This window comes from Solibaculum intestinale (assembly GCF_040096205.1).
Classification (GTDB): Bacteria; Bacillota; Clostridia; order Oscillospirales; family Acutalibacteraceae; genus Solibaculum_A; species Solibaculum_A intestinale.
On the sequence record NZ_JBBMFD010000032.1, the window covers coordinates 1 to 19,280 of the forward strand.

General features: G+C 51.3%; 26 protein-coding genes. 6 read left to right on the top strand and 20 right to left on the bottom strand.

Annotated features, from left to right (window positions below; translation table 11 throughout):
• From WMO26_RS12335 to WMO26_RS12390, 12 genes are all read right to left on the bottom strand, one after another.
• Nucleotides 1–350 (bottom strand): hypothetical protein (locus WMO26_RS12335; protein ID WP_349220815.1); only part of this gene is annotated, 350 nt, incomplete at its 3' end.
• On the bottom strand, nt 343–804 hold the full coding sequence (locus WMO26_RS12340) for a hypothetical protein (protein WP_349220817.1): 462 nt from the start codon (nt 802–804) through the stop codon (nt 343–345). The genes WMO26_RS12335 and WMO26_RS12340, both read right to left, overlap by 8 nt.
• A complete protein-coding gene (locus WMO26_RS12345; protein WP_349220819.1) occupies nt 749–2,227 on the bottom strand; it encodes a hypothetical protein in 1,479 nt (492 codons plus the stop codon). Before WMO26_RS12345 ends, WMO26_RS12340 begins: the two co-directional genes overlap by 56 nt.
• Complete coding sequence (locus WMO26_RS12350) at nt 2,217–4,250, bottom strand: phage tail tape measure protein (protein ID WP_349220820.1); 2,034 nt, start codon at nt 4,248–4,250, stop codon at nt 2,217–2,219. Before WMO26_RS12350 ends, WMO26_RS12345 begins: the two co-directional genes overlap by 11 nt.
• A 15-nt stretch (nt 4,251–4,265) precedes the next feature.
• A complete protein-coding gene (locus WMO26_RS12355; protein ID WP_349220822.1) occupies nt 4,266–4,427 on the bottom strand; it encodes a Com family DNA-binding transcriptional regulator in 162 nt (53 codons plus the stop codon).
• Nucleotides 4,424–5,008 (bottom strand): Gp15 family bacteriophage protein, encoded by a 585-nt coding sequence (locus tag WMO26_RS12360; protein ID WP_349220823.1) that lies wholly within the window; start codon nt 5,006–5,008, stop codon nt 4,424–4,426. Before WMO26_RS12360 ends, WMO26_RS12355 begins: the two co-directional genes overlap by 4 nt.
• On the bottom strand, nt 4,996–5,430 hold the full coding sequence (locus tag WMO26_RS12365) for a hypothetical protein (RefSeq protein WP_349220825.1): 435 nt from the start codon (nt 5,428–5,430) through the stop codon (nt 4,996–4,998). Before WMO26_RS12365 ends, WMO26_RS12360 begins: the two co-directional genes overlap by 13 nt.
• Before the next feature lie 52 nt (nt 5,431–5,482).
• Complete coding sequence (locus tag WMO26_RS12370) at nt 5,483–5,914, bottom strand: phage tail tube protein (protein WP_349220826.1); 432 nt, start codon at nt 5,912–5,914, stop codon at nt 5,483–5,485.
• A gap of 11 nt (nt 5,915–5,925) precedes the next feature.
• Nucleotides 5,926–6,300 carry a hypothetical protein gene (locus tag WMO26_RS12375; protein ID WP_349220828.1) on the bottom strand — a complete coding sequence of 125 codons (375 nt, stop codon included), beginning with the start codon at nt 6,298–6,300 and terminating at the stop codon, nt 5,926–5,928.
• 261 nt (nt 6,301–6,561) lie between these two features.
• Nucleotides 6,562–6,894: a putative minor capsid protein gene (locus WMO26_RS12380; RefSeq protein ID WP_349220829.1), complete on the bottom strand. Its 333-nt coding sequence runs from the start codon at nt 6,892–6,894 to the stop codon at nt 6,562–6,564.
• On the bottom strand, nt 6,891–7,265 hold the full coding sequence (locus WMO26_RS12385) for a head-tail connector protein (RefSeq protein WP_349220831.1): 375 nt from the start codon (nt 7,263–7,265) through the stop codon (nt 6,891–6,893). Before WMO26_RS12385 ends, WMO26_RS12380 begins: the two co-directional genes overlap by 4 nt.
• On the bottom strand, nt 7,262–7,882 hold the full coding sequence (locus tag WMO26_RS12390) for a hypothetical protein (RefSeq protein ID WP_349220832.1): 621 nt from the start codon (nt 7,880–7,882) through the stop codon (nt 7,262–7,264). Before WMO26_RS12390 ends, WMO26_RS12385 begins: the two co-directional genes overlap by 4 nt.
• A gap of 269 nt (nt 7,883–8,151) precedes the next feature.
• Here WMO26_RS12390 and WMO26_RS12395 point away from each other — a divergent pair, with 269 nt between their 5' ends.
• Complete coding sequence (locus WMO26_RS12395) at nt 8,152–8,541, top strand: helix-turn-helix domain-containing protein (RefSeq protein WP_349220833.1); 390 nt, start codon at nt 8,152–8,154, stop codon at nt 8,539–8,541.
• Between the two features lie 20 nt (nt 8,542–8,561).
• Here WMO26_RS12395 and WMO26_RS12400 read toward each other — a convergent pair whose 3' ends face one another.
• From WMO26_RS12400 to WMO26_RS12425, 6 genes are all read right to left on the bottom strand, one after another.
• Nucleotides 8,562–8,714 carry a hypothetical protein gene (locus tag WMO26_RS12400; RefSeq protein WP_349220835.1) on the bottom strand — a complete coding sequence of 51 codons (153 nt, stop codon included), beginning with the start codon at nt 8,712–8,714 and terminating at the stop codon, nt 8,562–8,564.
• A gap of 593 nt (nt 8,715–9,307) precedes the next feature.
• The gene (locus WMO26_RS12405) at nt 9,308–9,880 is read right to left on the bottom strand and encodes a peptidoglycan-binding domain-containing protein (RefSeq protein WP_349220837.1); all 573 of its coding nucleotides are present in this window, start codon (nt 9,878–9,880) and stop codon (nt 9,308–9,310) included.
• On the bottom strand, nt 9,880–11,289 hold the full coding sequence (locus WMO26_RS12410; RefSeq protein ID WP_349220839.1) for a peptidoglycan-binding domain-containing protein: 1,410 nt from the start codon (nt 11,287–11,289) through the stop codon (nt 9,880–9,882). The genes WMO26_RS12405 and WMO26_RS12410 overlap by 1 nt, the downstream gene beginning before the upstream one ends.
• 12 nt (nt 11,290–11,301) lie before the next feature.
• The gene (locus tag WMO26_RS12415) at nt 11,302–11,691 is read right to left on the bottom strand and encodes a spore cortex-lytic protein (RefSeq protein ID WP_349220840.1); all 390 of its coding nucleotides are present in this window, start codon (nt 11,689–11,691) and stop codon (nt 11,302–11,304) included.
• A 485-nt stretch (nt 11,692–12,176) separates the two neighbouring features.
• Nucleotides 12,177–13,178 (bottom strand): hypothetical protein, encoded by a 1,002-nt coding sequence (locus WMO26_RS12420; protein WP_349220842.1) that lies wholly within the window; start codon nt 13,176–13,178, stop codon nt 12,177–12,179.
• A gap of 441 nt (nt 13,179–13,619) precedes the next feature.
• Complete coding sequence (locus WMO26_RS12425; RefSeq protein WP_349220844.1) at nt 13,620–14,837, bottom strand: tyrosine-type recombinase/integrase; 1,218 nt, start codon at nt 14,835–14,837, stop codon at nt 13,620–13,622.
• Between the two features lie 278 nt (nt 14,838–15,115).
• Between WMO26_RS12425 and WMO26_RS12430 the strand changes: the two genes are divergently transcribed.
• Entirely contained in the window at nt 15,116–15,985 is an 870-nt protein-coding gene (locus tag WMO26_RS12430; protein ID WP_349220845.1) for an Abi family protein, read from the top strand.
• Between the two features lie 61 nt (nt 15,986–16,046).
• On the opposite strand, the gene WMO26_RS12435 is transcribed toward WMO26_RS12430, so the two are convergent.
• Nucleotides 16,047–17,258 (bottom strand): M78 family metallopeptidase domain-containing protein, encoded by a 1,212-nt coding sequence (locus WMO26_RS12435; RefSeq protein WP_349220847.1) that lies wholly within the window; start codon nt 17,256–17,258, stop codon nt 16,047–16,049.
• A 99-nt stretch (nt 17,259–17,357) separates the two neighbouring features.
• Nucleotides 17,358–17,804 (bottom strand): helix-turn-helix domain-containing protein, encoded by a 447-nt coding sequence (locus WMO26_RS12440; protein WP_349220848.1) that lies wholly within the window; start codon nt 17,802–17,804, stop codon nt 17,358–17,360.
• A 150-nt stretch (nt 17,805–17,954) separates the two neighbouring features.
• Here WMO26_RS12440 and WMO26_RS12445 point away from each other — a divergent pair, with 150 nt between their 5' ends.
• The 4 genes from WMO26_RS12445 to WMO26_RS12460 all read left to right on the top strand — a co-directional run.
• Nucleotides 17,955–18,191 carry a helix-turn-helix domain-containing protein gene (locus WMO26_RS12445; RefSeq protein ID WP_349220850.1) on the top strand — a complete coding sequence of 79 codons (237 nt, stop codon included), beginning with the start codon at nt 17,955–17,957 and terminating at the stop codon, nt 18,189–18,191.
• Nucleotides 18,192–18,234: 43 nt separating this feature from the next.
• Complete coding sequence (locus WMO26_RS12450; protein WP_349220852.1) at nt 18,235–18,459, top strand: helix-turn-helix domain-containing protein; 225 nt, start codon at nt 18,235–18,237, stop codon at nt 18,457–18,459.
• A gap of 44 nt (nt 18,460–18,503) precedes the next feature.
• Nucleotides 18,504–18,644: a hypothetical protein gene (locus tag WMO26_RS12455; RefSeq protein ID WP_349220853.1), complete on the top strand. Its 141-nt coding sequence runs from the start codon at nt 18,504–18,506 to the stop codon at nt 18,642–18,644.
• Nucleotides 18,645–18,650: 6 nt separating this feature from the next.
• Nucleotides 18,651–19,280, top strand: a 630-nt coding sequence (locus WMO26_RS12460) for a pentapeptide repeat-containing protein (RefSeq protein WP_349220854.1), incomplete at its 3' end; no start/stop codon positions are given.

The window sequence follows — 19,280 nt, forward strand, 5'->3', positions numbered from 1 at the left end:
ACCTGCACGGTTCCGGCCGCTTGGATGGCCATGCCCCCATCCTCTACCCGGGATACCCTAATATCGCCGTCTGACAGATTTTTGACCCACCAAAGGGTAGCCGTGTACCCGCCGGAGGTATATGCCCCGGAAAAGGATGTGCCCTCGTCCCATAGCCGGAAGTGACTGTCTAGGAGCAGGTTGTCATTGGGCAGCGCGTTGATCGCATTGATGATCTTGTTCATTTCCGCCGCCGAAAACGGCGTGCCGTCGATTCCGTCCGGAAACCGGCTCTCAAACTCATAATCGGTGTTGGACCGCTTGTCGTGTGCGACCACTTTTTTCGTCGTGGCAACCCATGGCTTAAGCATTTCCCGTCCCCCTTTCCATGGATAGTACCCACATGATATTGATTACGTTGTTTTGGTTTTTTACAATTTCTACATTTGCGCGGCAGAGCAGGACGCTGTCCTTCGTAAGCACGCCTACCTCCGCAATTTCCAGGTCCTGCGACGTAATCGGAAGATTGAGCAGCGCCGTGGTGATGCCGTTTGCCTGGGTCAGCTGCGTAACCGGATACCGCGCTGTCTCATGTTCCAGCGCGGTGTCTGTGGTCGCAGCCGCAGCCGTTCCGTCTCCTACGGCGATGTAGGCCGGTTTGCAGTCTACGGGCGGTAACCCCATAAACAAACCGGTGACCGCGTTCATGGCGGTATCCGTGATGACGCCGTTAAAGTCCTCGTCGCCGATGCGTCCCGTCGCCAGTACATCAATATTGGGCGTAGTGATCCCCTCCCCACAGCCATGGCTGTCCGTCGTCTGCATAGCAGACAAGCGGAGCCTTGGCCGCAAATTTTGCGGCGGCTGTCACCGCCGTGCTGATGGTGTCGGACGCAATGACCACCTCATCCTCCCGGATGCCGGCCGCCGCGTCCTTATACTGTTTATAAAAGGTTTTCCCGTAGGCGGTCAAAAAGCCCCGGTCCTTGCATTTGAGCTGAACCTCCAGGCTGCCACCCGTAATGGTAACCGCGCGTTCCACCACCACATAATCGTCGTTTATACGGCACTCTGGGAATTGGCAGCGCCAGATGGTAAAAGGCTCGGTTCCCTCCATACTCCGGGTGGTGATCTCCAACGTGGTTTCCGGCTGGGAATTGTTGTACAGCGCCGTGGTCGCATATTCCATCAGCGATGCGGCGTCGGTGATCCGCTCATCGACTTCGACTTCCTCGAGCATACCGGATACCCCGGAGCGGGAAGCAATGTCCTCAATCATTGGATTGTTGCGTACCCTCACCCTCAGCTGGAACAATCCGCGGTACGAAATTCTTACCAGGGCGCCGTCCGGCACTGGGTCAACCGCATTGTCGTTGACCTTGATCTCAGTGGAATTGTAGGAAAACAAGAATTGTTTGGTATCGTCGTCATCATCAATACCAGATACGCCTACTGTGCCTTGCACTTCCGGCGTACCGTAATAGATCACCGGTATATCGTAGACTGGCCAGGCCGTCGTAACCACGCCGTCGTCAGCATGATAGACCGCGGTTTCCTGCTGCGGATCCGTCACGCCGGTGGCGCCGTTTACCACCTGCACCGTACGCAGCGCATAGCTTTCCACATTTTTTTGCAGGCTGCAGATGTTGCGCTTGTCGGCCGTTACCACCGGAAAATCGTCCTTTAAGCAGAAGGAAAACCGGAAGGGCTTTGCCTGCGAACCGGACAGGTAATCGGATACCGTCCAATCCGGGTTTGCCTTGATGTCCCACACGGCTCCCACCAATCCCGCCAGCTCATTTAATACGTCGTAGGCCGTCATATCCGGCGCGATGTAGACCTGCCGGGGTAAGTTTGCCAGCGCGCCGGACACTTCTCCCAGCGCAATGTTATCCTGGGCCAGGATGCTTTCGTAGACTTCCATGACGATGTGGTAAAGATTGCTGTCCCTCCATGCCTTGTTGACATAGCGGTGGGTCAGCAGGTTATTCATGCCGGACACGGTCAGATCATAATGCTGGGGCGTGTGCACGCTTGTCCAGGCGGGGGAGCTGGGAATCCCGCACAGCCCGCCGAACAAAAGTCTTCCGTCCCGGAACAGGTAGACCACGTCCAGCGCCTGAGGCTCGGGTAGCCCTCGGATATCCACACGGATGCTGCTTTCCGAGGTCGCCGCCGCATGGTCGCACAGTTCCACCGTGTCCACCAGCGGGTAGCGTATTTTATTGATATAGCACTCAACCGCCATTGCTTCTCACCACGCTGTCGATATTCTGCAGCACCACGCTGCCTACCCGGCGTCCGTCCATGGTCACGTCGCCCACCAAGGAAATGGCGAAGGCGGGGCTCGCGCCGGTTATCCCGTAGCCCGACAGAGCCGCTTCCAGGCCCGGCAGGCCGCCCAAGGCGTTAAACCGTACGTTTTCCTCCTTGGTGAGTACCCGCTCGCCCTCATCGAGAAACGCCGGGAAGAAATCGTTTGGTACATAGTCCAAACCGATTTTCAGGCGGGGAATCTGGATGTTGGGAATGTGCGGAATAGGAGGGATCCCGATCGCGCCGGTAATGAAGTTGATGCCGTCGATGAGGCCGTTGATAATCCCGATGCCACCGTTTAAAATCCCCTCGATAATGGTGGGGATAAGATTAAAAATCCCCTTAAAGATGTCGACGATGCCGTTCCACGCCTGTTCCCAGTTTCCTGTAAAGACACCGGTTACAAAGTCGATGATCCCCTGAAACACCTGCATCACACTGTCGATAATACCGCGCAGTCCGTCAAAGGCCGTACCTAAGACGCCACCCAAGATGTTTGCAAGGCCGTTAATGACCGGCGAGAGAGAGTTGACTACCATACCGATCAATTCGGAAAAAATCGTAAGAATGGGGGAAATCGCGGCAAAAAGCGTCTCCAGAACCGGTGTCAGCGCTGCAAATAATTCTTGCAGCGGCGCCAGAATCGCGTTTACTAGGATCATCAGCGGTTCCATAAGCGCCGTGAAGATATCAAACAACGGCTGCAATGCAATGGTGACCAGGCCCATCAGGGGTTCGATCAGGCTGGAGAACAACTCCTTCAGAGGCTCCAAAATGCCGTCCATTAAGGTCATCAGCGGCTCCAAAAGCTGCGTAAACAAACTGAGGATCGGATCGAGGCAGCTGCCGATTAGTTCGAGTAGCGGCCCGATCAGCTCGCCTGCAAAGGCGATCAGAGCTCCCAGGGGCTCCGCCAGGACCGTCATGACCTCGCCGAGCTTTTCAAAGATAGGTGTTAAAGAATCCCCGATGGTTTCCGCCAACGGCTTGAGCGCTTCCATTAAGGTTTCCAGCAGCGGCATCAATGCCTCTCCCAGCGGAAGCAGCAAAAGATCAATGCTGCGTTTGAGTTCCTCAAGCATGGAGCCCAAATCATCGTATTTTATGTCCTTGATGGTGCCCATGGCGTCGGCGGTATCATAGGCGCCGTCCTGAATGTCCGCCAGCTGTGCTACCACATCCGGCCCCATATCCGTCCATTCGTCGCCAAAGCGCTCTGTGCCGGCCTGCATGATTTTGAACATGTCGTCCGCGCTGTAGCCCGCCTGCGCAAATTCTCCGGCATATTGAGTGATGTTGTCCATCAAATTGCCGGAGGTATCCAATCCGTTTTGCGCGCCGGCCGCAATCAGGCTCATGGCTTGGTCGCCGTCAATGCCGAACTGGTCGACCATGGCGGCGGCCGCCTTAATGGAATCGTTTACGTCGTACTGGAAGGTGTCCCGCAGCGCAAACGCCGATTCGGTAATGGATTGCAGCTGATCGTCCGGCATGTCCCCCATACTCTTGGAAACTTGGGCCATGCCATTGGCAATTTCCTCAAAGTCCTTGCCATAGTTGTTGGCATAAATATCCTCTAGGATTCCCTGGTACCGGTCCATTTCCTCCGCGCTTTTGCCCGTAGATGCGCGGAATTGGTTCATTGCCTTGTCCATATTCATGGCGGCATCAACCGATTTTTTCCCAACATCAAAGAGGATGTTGCCCGTAAGGTCGGCCGCTTTTTGGACTTCGTCCGTCAGCTTTTTCTTTGCATCCTTTGCCGTTTCAGCGATTTTTTCGCTAGTAGTTTTGGCTTTCTTTTCGATTTTCTCTTGGGCGGCGGTCACGCTGTTTGTCACATTGACATTTGTGACAGATACTATATTCTCTATTCTATTGGTAATGGACTTCATTTGAAGGATTGCTTGTTTTTCATCTATATTGACGTGATAATTGATTTCGTTGTCTGCCAAATGCCTTCACCTGCCTTATCTTGCAGGTATGGCTCGCTCCTCTTCGGTGCGGCTCACTCTGTCTTTTGGATAGATAATTCGAACGGTATGCTTGCATCGCTTGCATTTGATCTCGCCGTTGACGCAAATCGCCTTGAGCAGCAGCCACCCGCAGTAAGGACAGCGAATTTCCGTCATGCTTTCACCGCCAATCTGGACAGCGCCTCAAAGAGGCCTTCCAACTGTTCCTGGTAATTGCCCGTGCTAAACGCAGGCAGCGTCCAATACTGTTTGAGTTCGGTAAGCTGCCGGATTTCTTCCTGGTTGTATTTGGTGGGCGCGGGAATCTTGCGGGCCCGGATTTCCATAACCTCCCGCATCTTGCATCCGGGAGGCAGGCCTTCAAAAAGCCAGCAGAATTCCTTCCATGGGAGTTTTCCCCGTTCCCGACTGAGATCCATGCCGTAAGCAAACCGGAAGCTGCTGTAGATCAAGTCGAAATCCTCCACAAAGTCGGATACCGGCTGGGCCTGCTTTCCGGGCGCTTTGCGGGAGATCACATTGAGATGCTTCGAGCTGATTTCCTCGTATAGCTCACTTTTGTCCTGAGGGTTCAGCCTGCGCAGCGCCCGCTTGTTTTTGACTAAGATCGCCAAACAAAGCTCCAGCTTGTCCAAATCGCCCAGCACCGGGTCCCGGCCCGCCTGGATGCAGGAAAGAACGGCGTCGTACGCGAGATTTAACCGGAATCGTTTCCCGTGAACCGTTACCGACGCCACTTGATTTTCCGCTGCTTCGCAAGGAGCTCCTTTTTCCTGGCGTCCGCCCGCTCCCGGATGGCGGGGATGACCACATCCACCAGGTAGGGATAGGTCTGGGCAAGCAGCTCCGTATAGTTCCCATCAAAAAATGCAAGCATGCGGGACGTGTTCTCTTCGCCGAAGAGCAGATGGTACAATGCCGCCACCGTACCATTGAGCTTTTCCATCTGGGCGGCCAGCGCCTCAGGGGTTTGCTCGTGCACCTGCAGCTTCGCCGTTTCCTGCTGGACATGAATCAGGTCGAAATACCGCTTGTACAGATCCTGGGCGATCCGGTCGATGTCCAGGTCCACAGGAATACAGGCCACAACCTCTCCGGAATCGGTGGTGAACTTCAATTCATCGGTAAAATGCGACGTACGTTTAATCAAATAAGCCATGACAAATCTCCCTTAAAATGAGGGAGGCGGGATGTGTCCCGCCTCCGTGTGATTACGAAATGGTCTCAAAGGTGGGTGCGCCGTTGCCGTGAACCGTCAGGGTAATGGCATTGGGCTGCTGGGCGTCGCCGCCGCCCTCGGTAATGTTGGCCAGAGTCACATCCCAGACAATCGCCTTCGTACCCCACACCAGGCGCATCTTGGTCTTGCGGGCGTCGCCGAACTTGTATTCCACATCGTTGCTGAAGATGTAGTCGGAAACCGGATCGCCTTCCACCTTGTGGCCGGTAAAGGTGACGGTGAACTGGCCGCCGGTCACTTCCGTGCTGCCCCAGCCGTTGTCCGCCAGACGGGAATACTGGGTCATCACTTCATTGAGGGACATGGTCAGGTTGGTCATGGTTTTGCCAAGATCGGACCAAACGGGCTGTTCTGCGTTTTTGGACGTATCGAGCTCTGCTTTGATGTTATAATTCAGTTCCAAAATATTACCTCCTAAAAATAAAGTAACGCTTCGGTTGTCAGCGCATAGATATGGCCGCCCTGATCCCCGTCCCATTGCGGTTCTCCGGCCTCCAGGCCGACCCAGGCAAACGTCTTTCCCCCGGGATAGCGTTCCTGGCGGGAAAGGCGGTTGCGTATAGTCGCCGCCATATCCATTGCGGTTTTCTGGTCTTGATGCTTGCACAGGAACAAGAGGGTAAGCCGATGGCATTCCTGCCGGTTGAGATAGGTCTGGGTGTACCCTTGCGTCAGCTCAACGCTGATTCCCCCTTGCTCCGGCAGGGGGCCAACCGTACAGGCATAGGGAAGCCCAAAGCTGTCTACCGTACGGCATACCTGTTCCAAAAACTCGGTTTGTGGCTGCATGATGCATTCCCTCCGTTCTTGTAAACGTGTGGATCAGCGCTCTCCACCCGATATTTGCAACGGCTGGCGCGCTTTTTTCTTCGGAATTTTGCTCCCGCCTCTGCGGCAGCCTTCTCCCGGACGGGTTCTCTTTTTGTAGGGCTTGTTTGAACCGGCCGTTTTTTGTCCGGCCGCATTGGTCCCTTTTGCAGCGAAGGCTGCCATCCTTTAAAACCTTCCGGGAAAAAGTCCGCTTCCATGTGAGAACGGTAGCCGTTTCCATTATGACAGGCCCACCTCAATGTGGTGCAGGCGGCGGCCGTCGTAGAGGGGTTCCACCGTTTCGATGGTATACTCCCTGCCCTCGAATACGATCTTTGCGCCCGCTTGAAACTCCACATTCTCAGGCCTGCTGTTGCGGCAATCGTAAAAAAGGGTAGCGGTATGCGATACCCGCCGGTTTTGGTTTTCCATCGTCCATTGCCTGACCGGCTCCACTCGGACAGCGCAGAGGGAAACCGGCTTTCCGTACTTCTTTGCTTGCCAAACATCCTCCCCTGCAGGAGGCAAAAGCTTTGCTTGATGAATCAGGAGAGCGGATGGAATCGGAATCACTTTGCTCCCTCCCCCGTTTGCAGCAGCCCGGTGGGGGACAGGCACTTCTTTGCCAGCGGGCAAAGACCGCCCGGTTCCTCCTCTGCGGCCGCAGGCATGGAAATTGTAAACTTGCCTAACGTTACGCTGGAAAACGCAGGCGTTACCAGCGCGCTCATTCCGCCCAGTTCCTCCAGCCATTTCACCTGGATGCAGGCGGCTTTTTTCACCTGTCCGCTTTTAAACTCGTCCAGGTCTGCCAGGCTGCCGCGCAGCTGCCAATTGGTCGCCGCGTCAATTTGTTCGCTGGCCCACACGGCCAGCACCTCGAAATCCTCCGGCAGCCGGCTTCGCATGTATTCCTTGTAATCGCTGACATTGATGTAGCTCATGGGTGACGCTCCTTGCGCTGCCTCTTTCTGACTACCATGCCGTCCCCGTTAAGAGAGGCAGCCTGCCTGATTTGACGGACGGGGAACGGCCTGCGTCCTTTTCGCAATGTATGTACCGTATTTTGCTTCTTGCAGGCGGAGCTGCCCGCATAACAGGCCCGCCGCCTCCTGCCGAATGCTTTTCGCCCAGCGGCCCGCGGCTTTATGGAAAACTCCGGATAATCCTGCAAGAACCGAATTACGAGTCCTTTGACAGCCGCTTCATCCACCTCTCCGTCCTTGACACACTCGGAAAAATCCATCAGCCTTAAGGCCGTCTGCGCGCCCTTGGCCGATAAGCCAAGGGGGACGGCAGTCTCCCGAACCGTCGCGTGTAAAAGCCGGTCCGCCGCAATGCGAAGGGCGTCTCGGGCTTTTTTCTCCAGATGGTCCTGAGCAGAACCTGCCGCCTCACGTTTGCCTTTGCGCGCACCTCGCGCATAGGCGCGCTCGATCAGCCCGTCAAGCTGCTTTTGCGACAGCTGCACAAGCGCGCCGTCTTTTTGTGTGATGTCGTCCTCCGGGATGCTGTCCATCTCTCCCGAAAGAACCGGCCGTTTCTGATCCAACTGCGCCATATCGGCCTCCCCGTTTTCAGCCCGTCGGCAATTCCGTGCAGTTTAACGCCGCCAGCACGTTTATGGGCAAGATAAAAATGGATTCGCCAGAAATTCGGTCTGCATCCGGCTCAACACCGCGCTTCACTCAGCCCCGTTTTTAGCACGCAATAAATGTCTATGTCATTATTATATAGTGCTGAGCCATGTTTGTCAACCCTTTTTTTCAAAAATCTTGACACAGTCATTTTTATATGATACCGTAGTATTCATAGATGGAGGGTGAGGCCATGGAAAATACCATTGGGGAAAGAATTGGCATACTTCTCGACGCGCTCGAAATCAAAAAGGTCCGATTCGCACAGCGGCTCAACATTGATCAGTCCTATGTCTCTCAGCTGGTGTCGGGCAAACGCAATCCTAGCGACCGGACGGTGGCGGATATCTGCCGGGAATTCCATGTTTCGGAACTATGGCTGCGCACCGGGCAGGGAGAAATGTTTCCAAAGCTTTCGGAAGACGCAGATTTCATCCGGATTCTAACGGAAATTCAGACATCCAACGATTTTTTTATCAAAGCGTTTTTACGGACTTATTGGAAGTTGGATGAAAAGGAAAAAGCGGTGTTGCAGAAGTTTCTAAACGAGCTGCAAACGCAGGCAAAAAGGGCCGGGGAATAATCCCCGGCCCTTTTTTGGTCTTATTCATTCTTTTTGCCAGTGTAAGCGCTGTGTTCCAGACAGACCGCATAAGTAAGCACCTGCCGTGCATACTCTTCTGAATTTCTCGCAAGCACATACAAAAGTTCCTCTGTCACGCTGTAGGACAAAGCTTTCTTTCGATCTAAATCCATGCCATAAAAAACCTCCATTTTGGTTTTCCACTCTCATTATAGAACATATGTTCTCAAAATAAAAGAGCCGACGATAAAAAATCATGGATTTGGATCTATGCTGTCCCGTTAAGAGGATTGTTGCAAAATGGGACTAGAACAGCATACGCCTGCGGTGCCGTTTTTGTATTGGAACGACCGGTTTTATAACGGTGGATCATCCGATTGAAAACCGCAGCCGTATTTCAATTCTCAGTCGGATGATTGTTCTCTTACCTCCGCCATTGCGTCCGTGTGACAGGTCAAAGAGAGCGGGGAACATCTGACGGGCCGGCGGCAAAACCGGCCGTGTCATCCACACCGACTCAAAAATGCAGAGGGAAACGAACAGGATAGCCATTCTCTGGTCGGACGGAATATGCGGCAAGCTATTTTTCCGGCTTTAAGAAGTATGGCTGGGCGGGGACCGCCGCTGGAAACGCATCCAATTCGATCCAACGACATGACCTTGTCTTTTATGCTATGGTTATCTTAAGCTTTTCTCTTACCAGCCCAAACGGATTTGCCCGATCATCCTGGCAAAGGGTAGTGCGGCTGTCCCGCTGTATTCCCACTCAGCTTTCGCTGCCTCGATCTTGTGAACTGGGCACATACGCATCTGAAACAGTGCCGTCCCCGACGGTGGTGCGGTATAGAAGAGAGAGATGCTTCCAGGTCAATCTGGTAATTTCGCCGGTGGGCTCCATATCGGCACGGATCTGCAGCCATCGGATGGCTGCCACCGACTTCTCGTCGTGGACATTGTTGCATGAAACCCGGGGCATAGACGGATAATGACTGCCAATGGCGCGCAGCATTCCATGCATCATATACAGGTGTTCGTTTGTTTCTCCCGCACGGATCACCTGGCTTCTTTGCAGGATAATATTCACCGGCTGTGCCGGGCCAATTTCCACCAGAATACGCCGGTATTCTGCGGCTACTGCATACCAGGTCTGAAGATCGGTTTCTCCCGTAACAGACAGTCCATGCCGCTTTTGGAACGAAGATACCGACGCCACCGTATCCTCGGAATAAATCCCATCGGGGATCACAGCAAGAACGTCTCCGTCGTACTGGGCGATGGCCCTGAGCATAATCTGCAGACTTCGGACCGGTTGGCCGACCGGCTCGTTGACAATTGCCATCATCCCACCTCCTCTGTGTGATCCGTCATCCCGTAGCTAAGATTTCGGCCCGGGAATTGCGCAAACCGGGATGTGCGGGAATACCGCAGGGTTTCCACGTCGTCAACCAACGCGTTCTTGGTAGCGGCGTCGATCCTTCCATTGGCCGGGAGCCTGCAATGCCTTTGAAACTGCAAAAGCGCGCGCCTGGTAGCGGCGTCATACCGCCCGGTAATCGCCGGGCAGACCATGCCGGGTGTTTCCTCTGCCACGTCGGCAAGCTGCACTTGCAGCTCTCGTATGGAATCGGCGGGAACCACGTTGTTCTGATAAGGGAAGATCTCACCCCTGCTGAGAACCGTTTCGGCAACGCCTGCATACGCGTCGTAAATGGCATCCCAGGCGACCGCCCCAACCTCTCCGGTTTGCGGCAGCCCGGCCCACCGCTCAAAAGAAACCACCGCATTTCTCGTAACAGCATCGAATTTTCCGGTAACCTCAATGGGCGGAATCTGAGGATTAAATTCCGCGAGGACTGCCAGCATATACTGCAAATGGGATACCTTCTGGCCACTGTCCCCCTCGATGATCGCGTCCGGATAGGCCCAGGAGATGCCCGTGAACGTCTGACCTTCCGAGTTGAGCTCCGCCAGCCGCCGGACGCCCACATACAACTGCACAATCCGATACCATGTGGCCTTGCCCACAATCCCGTCAACCGTCAGACTGAAAACTTCCTGAAATTTTCGTACCGCCGCCGTAGTCCCCGGGCCGAATATGCCGTCCGCAGGGTACACCTTTGGGATCGCAGGATAATTCTGTGAGATGCGGTTGAGAGAGCTTTGAATAACGACGACGTTAGGACCTGCATTTCCTTCCCGCAAAGGCACGCCTGGATAAGAAGACGTAATGTTTTGAATGGGTGCGTCGACGACAAGCTCGATGTTGTCTCCGTAATAGTTCCTTAGAATCTGCACGGAATTGTAGCTTTGCTGCGCCAAGCTCTGGGAACCCCATTGGCTCATGCCTTCGCAAGTAACCGTGGTACCGTTGCAGAAAGAGGCGAACAAGGGTTCCACAAAGCCCTGGCGGCGGATGTAGTCGTTAAACAGTTCATCCACCAGCTGGCTGATGACATCAAAAATATTTCTCCCATTGACAAACGCCTGGTCATACGCGGTAGAATTTGTGATATCGAAAGCATACCCCCGGCTGCGGTAGAATTCCGTATAGACGCGGTTTAGCGCATAGGAAACCTGCGCTAGAATATTCGCCCGCATGGCGCTTTCGTTCCATGTGGGATAAATCTCACTGGAAGCGACGTTTTTGATATAATCGGCAAAAGACACGGTCACGTTGGCGGCGCTGCTGGCCGGCGTGCCTAAATGCACGACGATGGATTGAGGCACATACGGCGTAACGATCGGCAAAGGGGCACCTCCTTACAGGTTCTGCGGCGGTATGAGAAAGACCTCGGTCTGATCGAAGGCCTCCGGCGCTTCGGCTAGCGGAATCAATTGCAGATTCTGCATGGACACGGTATCGGGGAATACTTGTACGTCCTCTACCACAATCCGTTCATAGAGCGGATGTTCCGCAGTCACGTCCACCTGTGAGAACGGCTGCTCCTCAGAAGGCGCCTGACTGACGGCTTTCTCAGGTGTGGGGACAAGAAGCGATTTGGTTATCCCGCTCTCGTCGGTAAGCCGGACGGCAAGCAGTTCAATCAGTCCGTCCGGCTGCTTCTGTGTAACCGTAACCGTAGCGTTCTCAATGGGAATATTCGCGTCTGAAGTGAAAATGCGGGCCAGTAGCGATCCCTGCGCGGCCATACGTCTCCTCCCTTTCACCGTTTTAATCGTTCAAGTATATGTGCTTTCGCAGGTAAGCTATGTCTAAAATTCTTACTCTTTTCTGGTCCGGTGGTCACGGTTTTGATGATCGTCTCAAATTCAACCCATTCGTTCCCCCTCAAAACGTGTTGGACGATACCTTTCACTCAGAATGCATATGAAGAACAGCAGGAAGCCGCTTTGCCCTCGATTGAAAAAAGGCACTGGCAAAACAGGTTCACACCCTAAAAGCAGCGCCATGGTTGCGATGCCGCGTATGTTCAGAGAGATACTGATCTATTCCTTAAATATACAAGAAACACGGGAGCCAACAAATCCGGGCTCCCGTGTTTTGTCTTTTACGTTAGTCCTTGCCGCCATGGATATGGTCGCCCGGACGCTTCAAACTGCAAATGCGCAGATGACCTAAAGCTACCTCTAAACTGCCTGCCTAAATATTTTCCCATTAGCCGGACTTATTTCTACTACGCCCGGCTCCTTTTATGAATCAGCAGCACGCAGATTCCAGTACCGGAAAGAAGAATAAGCAGCACAACTGCAACAATGTCATCGACACCGGTGGGCGGATTATCGGTATTATCAGGTTCTGCTGGCTCCTCTGTCAGCTTTTCAATGGTAAAAGTTTCGGAGATATTGTACGTAAATGTATAACCGCCGTCCTCAGCAAGATATTCCATCCAAGCAAATGCCGCAGGCGTATCTGCGCTAACCGGACCGTCCGGAATCACCTCTTGGTACGTTTCCAGGACAAAGCGCATTACGATATCGTGCGTACCAACATTCAGGTGATCGGTCTGAAAGGTCCAGCTCATACAGTCTGCGTCCCACGGCATGATAACTTCGCCGTCAATGACAAACCCAAGGAATTTCCATCGCGAGTCGCCTGCCTTTGGCGGCTCATTGCCACCACCGGTGTTATTTACCGTTAGCGTCACCAATTCGTTCTGCATAAACTTGATGTCCACTTCCCGGTTGTACGTTTGTGTACCAGAGCGCTCACCATCAAAGACAATCGACAGATTTTTATTCGCAAACTCGACGATGGCCGGATCAATGGGTGCAACTGTAAATGACACGACCGTCATAATGCCAGTCCCTGTTTCGTCAGCTTTGTCCTTATCACGGATAAAAACTGCCGGGCTCTGTGAACCCTGAACAAAACCGTCTGCTATCGTTATTGTTTTCCGACCATCGTAGAAGACCTCTTTATTTTCCGAGTCGATAGGCGTCGCCCGGATTTCCACTATTGCATTGCGCGTTTCCGTATTGCGCGGAAGCTCTACGGAAAAAGAGTTTTCTCTGCTATTCTCTATAAATCCAGGAACCGTCTGCCATTCGCCTTCATTTATTCGATATTCCAGCGTTTTCAAGCCATTGGCTTCTTTTTCGTTGGCTGCAAAAGCCGCCGTTCCAGTCGTTGCAAATATAAGGAATACAGATAGCAATAATGATGCCCATTTTTTCATCGTTATTCCTCCAGACATTTGACATTCTATATGTTGTTAATTTGTGCAACATCAATCTGAGTATACTTTCCCCGTTTTTTATTCACTCCATCTCAGTTTCCTTCTTTCTATGAGTATCTGTACGTACTTTTAACCGTTTCAAGATCTGTCGTTGCTTTGCCTCTGACGATATCTCCATTTTCCAATTCCCCGTATTTGCATAGTTTAAGTGTACACAAAATCAAAATATTATCAACGATAACTCAAAACATTCCCAATACTTTGCAGAAGTTGTTTAATAAACAGTAAAAAACCGCCGACAAACGTCGACGGTTTTTTCTTTTGGTCGGAGTGACGGGACTTGAACCCATGGCCTCTTGGTCCCGAACGAAGAAATAAAACGCCAATTTTCCTTGATAATACTGTGTTTTTTCAACCGTCCGACTTGCATTTGACTTGCACTTACTTAATAGACTGTATCTTTCCCTCTTCAGACAGGTAGGCGTCCAGCTTATCCATACTCCTACGCTTGTACGTGCTATCCAAATGCGTATAAATCTGCAAAGTTGTCTCTACGTCCGCATGGCCTAGCTGTTCTTTGGCCGTCAGAACATCCACGCCAGCCATATAAAGCATCGTAGCAAAAGTATGCCGCAGCCAATGGGCGGTAATGTTCGGAATCCGCATGGGAACTCCGCCGGGGATAAACTTGCTTTTCGGCCGCTTCTCCATATCCGAAAAGTCTCCATACTTTAGGTTCAGGTCCGAAATGTAAGACCGCCACATACTAGCCCAAGCTCGGCTGTTCATTATGTCTCCTTTGGCGGATGGGCATACTAGGGGGCGTAATATCTTTACCTTATCCGCTTCCTGCGCTTTTTCCTTCTCGTAGCGCAAATAGTCGACGAGAACCTTGGGGATATCCACTGTGCGGAGGCTGCTGTCCGTCTTAGCAGTATTTTTAACGACTGCTTTTCCTTGGATCATCTCCACTGTTTTGTTGACTTGGATCGTCCGTTTATCTAAATCAATGTCCGTCCATGTCAGTGGGATCACCTCTCCCCTGCGTAATCCGGCGTACATCATAATCATAGCCGCCCGCTGGGCACGATGGGGCGTGTTGATGATCCATTCCTGTTCTTCTTTCGTGAGCGCCCTACGCTTCTCCTGTGGAGCCTTCTCGGGGATTTTAACCGCGCTGGCAGGGTTATAATCCAATACACGGTTATCAATGGCCAACTGGAATACCTGGGCTGCCGTCATCCTTACCTGGCGCAGGGTCTTTTTGGCGGTTGGCTTTTTAGTGGTGGGATTGTAGTCGGCCAAGGTGTCGATCACATCCTGGATATCGGCGGTACGAATCTTAGAGATAGGCATATGTCCAATGGCTCGAACCAAATGCGCCCCGCAGCTGGTGTAGGCGGTAAGCTGCCCGGCCGACACATTCATAGCCTTTGCTTTCAGCCACCGCTTTTCCCAATCCTCAAATGTATCACGTTCGGCGGTAACGTCGATTCCTTTACGCATGGATAGCTTGACCTGCAAGGCTTTTTCGTCCGCCTCTTTTTGAGTACGGCCGTAGACGGTCTTATACTTTCGTTTACCGTCCTCTCCCCTGCCTAGATACACTTGGACGGCGATTCTTCCATCCTCACGGGTTACATTTCTTTTCTTGGCCACTGCTCTCCCCCCCCAAAATAGCTCGCCGCGATTATATTATGCTTTAGCATATTACTAGCTGTAATAAAATTAACACCAAAAAACAAATTAGGTGATATGTTATAGAAATCAATATTGTATATCAATGTTTATATGTATAAAGCAGAGAACAATTTGTAACTTTACACATAGCTGTTGACTTTTAGAGGCACACGGAATATACTAACAGTAACAGAGCTCGACACGCCTCTCAACGATGCGTACCACGTCGAGCCATTTAATTTTTAGGCGGGTTTGATATGGATAAGAAAAAGCACCAGCCACCTTTAACCGTAGAAGAGCAGATTCTTAACCTTAAATCTATAGGCTTAACTATGGTGGACGAAGAAGATGCTAAGGATTTTCTTAACGATGTATCTTATTTCCGCTTCATCAAGGCTTATAGCCTAAACCTTAAAGAAAAAAACGGAATGTACTATAATGGTGTGTCATTTGAAAAATTAAAACACTTATATTTGTTTAATGCAAATTTTAGACAAATATTGTTTCCTCAAATCGAAATGATAGAAATTAATCTAAGATGCAGAGTCGCGAATCACTTTTCTCATAAGTACGGCGTATTGGGGTATGAGGACCCAATAAATTTTATAAATATAGAGCATCATACTGCTTTTATGCATGATATTAATGTCGAAATTAATAGGAACTCGAAATCTCCGTTTGTAAAAAATTTCAAATTAAATTATGAAGAAGGGAAAATACCTTTTTACGCATTGATTGAACTTTTTAGCTTTGGTTTACTATCAAAGTTCTATAAAAATATGAAAATAGAAGATAAAAAGATTATAGCCAACTCCTTTAATGTAGGATACAAATATTTAGAAAGTTGGATTGAGAGCATAGCGTATGTAAGGAATATATGCGCCCATTATGGGAGATTATACAACGCGCGTCTCACTAAAACTCCAAAACTATATAAACAATATACATACGAAAAAATAAGAAATAATCGTATTTATAGCATTTTGCTATGCTTAAGTCATCTTATTGTGCATGATCGACATTGGGAAGAATTTGTTGATACAATTGAAGGACTTCTAGAAAAATATTCAGATGTAAACAAGGAATTAATGGGTTTTCCTAATAATTGGAAAGATTATCTTGTATAAAACCATTCAAAAAATCGTACATGGTGTGCTCCCGCCGACAACGTCGGTGGGAGCTTTATTTTTATCCCTTTTTATTTCGCCGGCTGCAATCGGCGCAAAGATCATACTTTTTCGCGGCCTTAGCGTCGGCCAGCAATCCGCTCTCAATTTGATATTCCGAGTCCCGGATGTGATAGCAATCTGCAAACAAATGGTATTTGGTGCCACCGCCCGTCCAGTAATACCGTGTGTAAGGCGTTATGGTAATCAGCGGCTCCTCGGGTTTTACCGGCGCGGTATTCGGCATGGACGACGGTGTAGGCGGTGTCGATACAGGCGGAACCGTAGATGACGCTGGCGGTGTATATATCGGGGTGCTACTTGACGGCGCGGCAGGCTGTGTGTAATGGGTTTGCGGCTGCTGCACTGCTGGCTGGGTGCGCGGCGGTGTAGGCGCTTGGGAGCTTGGCTGAGACCCCTCCGTCTCTGTGGGCGGCTGATCGGCAGGCTTTTGGCTTGCGGCGCTGCTTTCGGCCACGCTACTGACGGGGTCAGGCGCCGACGCCTCATGTGACGATGCTGCCGAAGATACCGGGTCTCCAATCAGATCAGGGAGCACCAACCCGGAAAACACAGACGCGGTAAGACAAAATACCCCAAAGCAAATAATCAGGGTGATTGATGTGACACCTGCGATTTTTGCCATCATTTTGGAACGCTCCCGACGCAAATGCGCCCGCCGCGTACGCCGGTATTCCGCTAGCTTCGCCTCTGCGGCGGTCAATTCGGACCGATAGGACAAAAGAGCTTGCGCGATAATACTTGCATCCCCTCGGTCGAGGTTGGCCTCCTTCATGATTTCTAGAATGGACGATACGCCGATCGCCTCCAAAAGGCATAGCGGGGCTCGGATAAACGCGCCGAATTCGTCGGCCTCCTTTTCCAGGCGATCCTGCGTATCGTCGTCATCCTTGTAGCCGATCAATACCCGCGTCGGGTCCATGGACATGTGCATCTCGATATGCCCCAGCTCGTGGCCGATCAATCGCTGCTCGGTCTGCTTGTCGATGCCGTCCGCCAGGAAAATGTAGCACTTATTTTTGTGATAGCACGTAAAGCTGTCATAGCGTTTGGCGTGCTCGTTGAGACCAAGCGCGTCAATCAGCGTTTTCCCGTGGGTGTATGTTTGGATTATGTAGCCTTTCGCTCTCGCGATCTTCTTGACATTCACTGGGATAGACGTTATCTTTTCCCGCTCGATAAAGAGACTTGCATAATCCTGTACTGTGTACATATTGGTCACCTGCCTATGGCATTATTTAATTCAATAATACCATAATCAGCAGTTGATTGCCGTGTAAAACTATCACAAATATACAGGAAATATTTGCATTTAAAACTCCTCGTCGTCTTCCAGAGAGTTCAGCATCGCCTCCCTGGTAAGGCGCTCGATTTCCTTGTCTTTGCTCGGATCTGGAGCGGGTACCTTTTTGACGCCTCCGCCGTGTGCGGCTGTCAGCATATACCTGCCGCCGCTCACCAGATCGTCGGAATAATCCACCAGCTTCTTGCGGCCCTCGGTGTTCAATGCGTCATAATTGCGGTTAAGGACGTCTTTTTGGATATCACGAACCTTTATATTTACAACATCCTGAAACAAATAATTCGCATCACAATTTAAAGCGCCAAACAATTTGTATAATATTGGTTCTTTCGGGTGACTAGTTTCATTTTCATAATTTGTGATTGCTGAAGGAGTTACTCCGACGATATTCGCTAATTCCGCCTGCGTCAGTCCCTTAGCTTCACGTGCTTCCTTTATTCGTTTTCCAATTCCCATGTTAAAACCTCCCTATAAAAGGATAACCTAATTTTCTTGATGTGTCAACAGAAAAACATCAAGAAAATTTATTTTTATCCCTTGACATATCAAGATTCATGTTGTATCATGTGATCGTAGTCAAGATTCTTGATGTTTGGAGGTGATTAGATGCCCACTCTCTCTATCGTTGCTATCAACGCAAAAAACATCATTAAGGCTCAAGGCAGAAAACAATACGCGGTTGGCGAATCCGCCGGATATAGCACAAGTAAATTCAATGCCATGTTGAACGGCAGAAAAACTATTACCGTTTATGATGTTATCAGATTAGCCAATGCCCTTAATGTCACCCCAAATGTCCTTTTTGGCCTTGAACCTTATGATAAGGCCAGCCAAGCCAGCTAAAAAGGAAACCCGCCCAAAGCAGGCGGATGAAGGAGGTGATGACATGCAAAGATTTGTTACCAGTTGGGATGATGTCCCGGTGGTTATGGACATCCCGCTTGCGTGCCGGATTCTAGGGAAAAGCCCTGAATGGATCAAGCAAAAGGCGCGCGATGGAGAATTCCCGGCCACGAAATGTGGCGACGAGTGGCGAATTGAAAAAGATCAATTACGGCTTTACCTGACCCAAAACAGGGTATTAAACATGGCGCCAGACGCAACTGTCTAGGTGGACGCAGAAGAAATACTCTACACCGGAAAGGAGGAACCCCCATGCAAACGATAATAGCAATCCTGGGTGTGGCGTTTTTGACGGCGCTGGCCCTGCGCGGGTGCTACATAACCGAGCCCGATCAGCGGGAGCAGCGGGTCAAGCGGTATGTCAGGCAAATGGACGAAATGGACAAGGAGTGAGAAGGCGTGAAAAAGGAAGAAATCCAGGAATTGTTAAAAAATCACAAGCTATGGTTATCAGGCGATGGGGATGGTAGGCGTGCCGACCTCACGGGTGCCGACCTCACGGGTGCCAACCTCACGGGTGCCAACCTCACGTATGCCAACCTCACGGATGCCGACCTCACGTATGCCAACCTCACGGATGCCAACCTCACGGATGCCAACCTCACGTGTGCCGACCTCATGCGTGCCGACCTCATGCGTGCCAATCTCAGGGGTGCCAACCTCACGGATGCCGACCTCACGTATGCCAACCTCACGGATGCCGACCTCATGCGTGCCAATCTCACGGGTGCCAACCTCACGGGTGCCAACCTCACGGATGCCGACCTCACGTGTGCCGACCTCACGGGCGCAAACGGTCTTGTATCCGCCATATCTTACTTATCCGCCAACTTTGAGCAGTGTAAGGAGGGATACATCGCATATAAGACGTTTGGCGCGCACTATAATCCGCCTGCAAGCTGGAGCATAAATCCTGGCAGTGAGATATGTGAGACGGTTAACTCGATGCGCACAAACACATGCGGTAACGGGATCAATGTCGCGCCGCTCGAGTGGGTTAAACAAAACGCAAGCGGAAACGCGCTTGAT

Coding starts and splice junctions, on each gene's coding strand:
- WMO26_RS12340 (WP_349220817.1), bottom strand. CDS start 804: ATGCAGACGACGGACAGCCATGGCTGTGGGGAGGGGATCACTACGCCC.
- WMO26_RS12345 (WP_349220819.1), bottom strand. CDS start 2,227: ATGGCGGTTGAGTGCTATATCAATAAAATACGCTACCCGCTGGTGGAC.
- WMO26_RS12355 (WP_349220822.1), bottom strand. CDS start 4,427: ATGACGGAAATTCGCTGTCCTTACTGCGGGTGGCTGCTGCTCAAGGCG.
- WMO26_RS12365 (WP_349220825.1), bottom strand. CDS start 5,430: ATGGCTTATTTGATTAAACGTACGTCGCATTTTACCGATGAATTGAAG.
- WMO26_RS12375 (WP_349220828.1), bottom strand. CDS start 6,300: ATGCAGCCACAAACCGAGTTTTTGGAACAGGTATGCCGTACGGTAGAC.
- WMO26_RS12385 (WP_349220831.1), bottom strand. CDS start 7,265: ATGAGCTACATCAATGTCAGCGATTACAAGGAATACATGCGAAGCCGG.
- WMO26_RS12390 (WP_349220832.1), bottom strand. CDS start 7,882: ATGGCGCAGTTGGATCAGAAACGGCCGGTTCTTTCGGGAGAGATGGAC.
- WMO26_RS12395 (WP_349220833.1), top strand. CDS start 8,152: ATGGAAAATACCATTGGGGAAAGAATTGGCATACTTCTCGACGCGCTC.
- WMO26_RS12400 (WP_349220835.1), bottom strand. CDS start 8,714: ATGGATTTAGATCGAAAGAAAGCTTTGTCCTACAGCGTGACAGAGGAA.
- WMO26_RS12405 (WP_349220837.1), bottom strand. CDS start 9,880: ATGGCAATTGTCAACGAGCCGGTCGGCCAACCGGTCCGAAGTCTGCAG.
- WMO26_RS12415 (WP_349220840.1), bottom strand. CDS start 11,691: ATGGCCGCGCAGGGATCGCTACTGGCCCGCATTTTCACTTCAGACGCG.
- WMO26_RS12420 (WP_349220842.1), bottom strand. CDS start 13,178: ATGAAAAAATGGGCATCATTATTGCTATCTGTATTCCTTATATTTGCA.
- WMO26_RS12430 (WP_349220845.1), top strand. CDS start 15,116: ATGGATAAGAAAAAGCACCAGCCACCTTTAACCGTAGAAGAGCAGATT.
- WMO26_RS12435 (WP_349220847.1), bottom strand. CDS start 17,258: ATGTACACAGTACAGGATTATGCAAGTCTCTTTATCGAGCGGGAAAAG.
- WMO26_RS12440 (WP_349220848.1), bottom strand. CDS start 17,804: ATGGGAATTGGAAAACGAATAAAGGAAGCACGTGAAGCTAAGGGACTG.
- WMO26_RS12445 (WP_349220850.1), top strand. CDS start 17,955: ATGCCCACTCTCTCTATCGTTGCTATCAACGCAAAAAACATCATTAAG.
- WMO26_RS12450 (WP_349220852.1), top strand. CDS start 18,235: ATGCAAAGATTTGTTACCAGTTGGGATGATGTCCCGGTGGTTATGGAC.
- WMO26_RS12455 (WP_349220853.1), top strand. CDS start 18,504: ATGCAAACGATAATAGCAATCCTGGGTGTGGCGTTTTTGACGGCGCTG.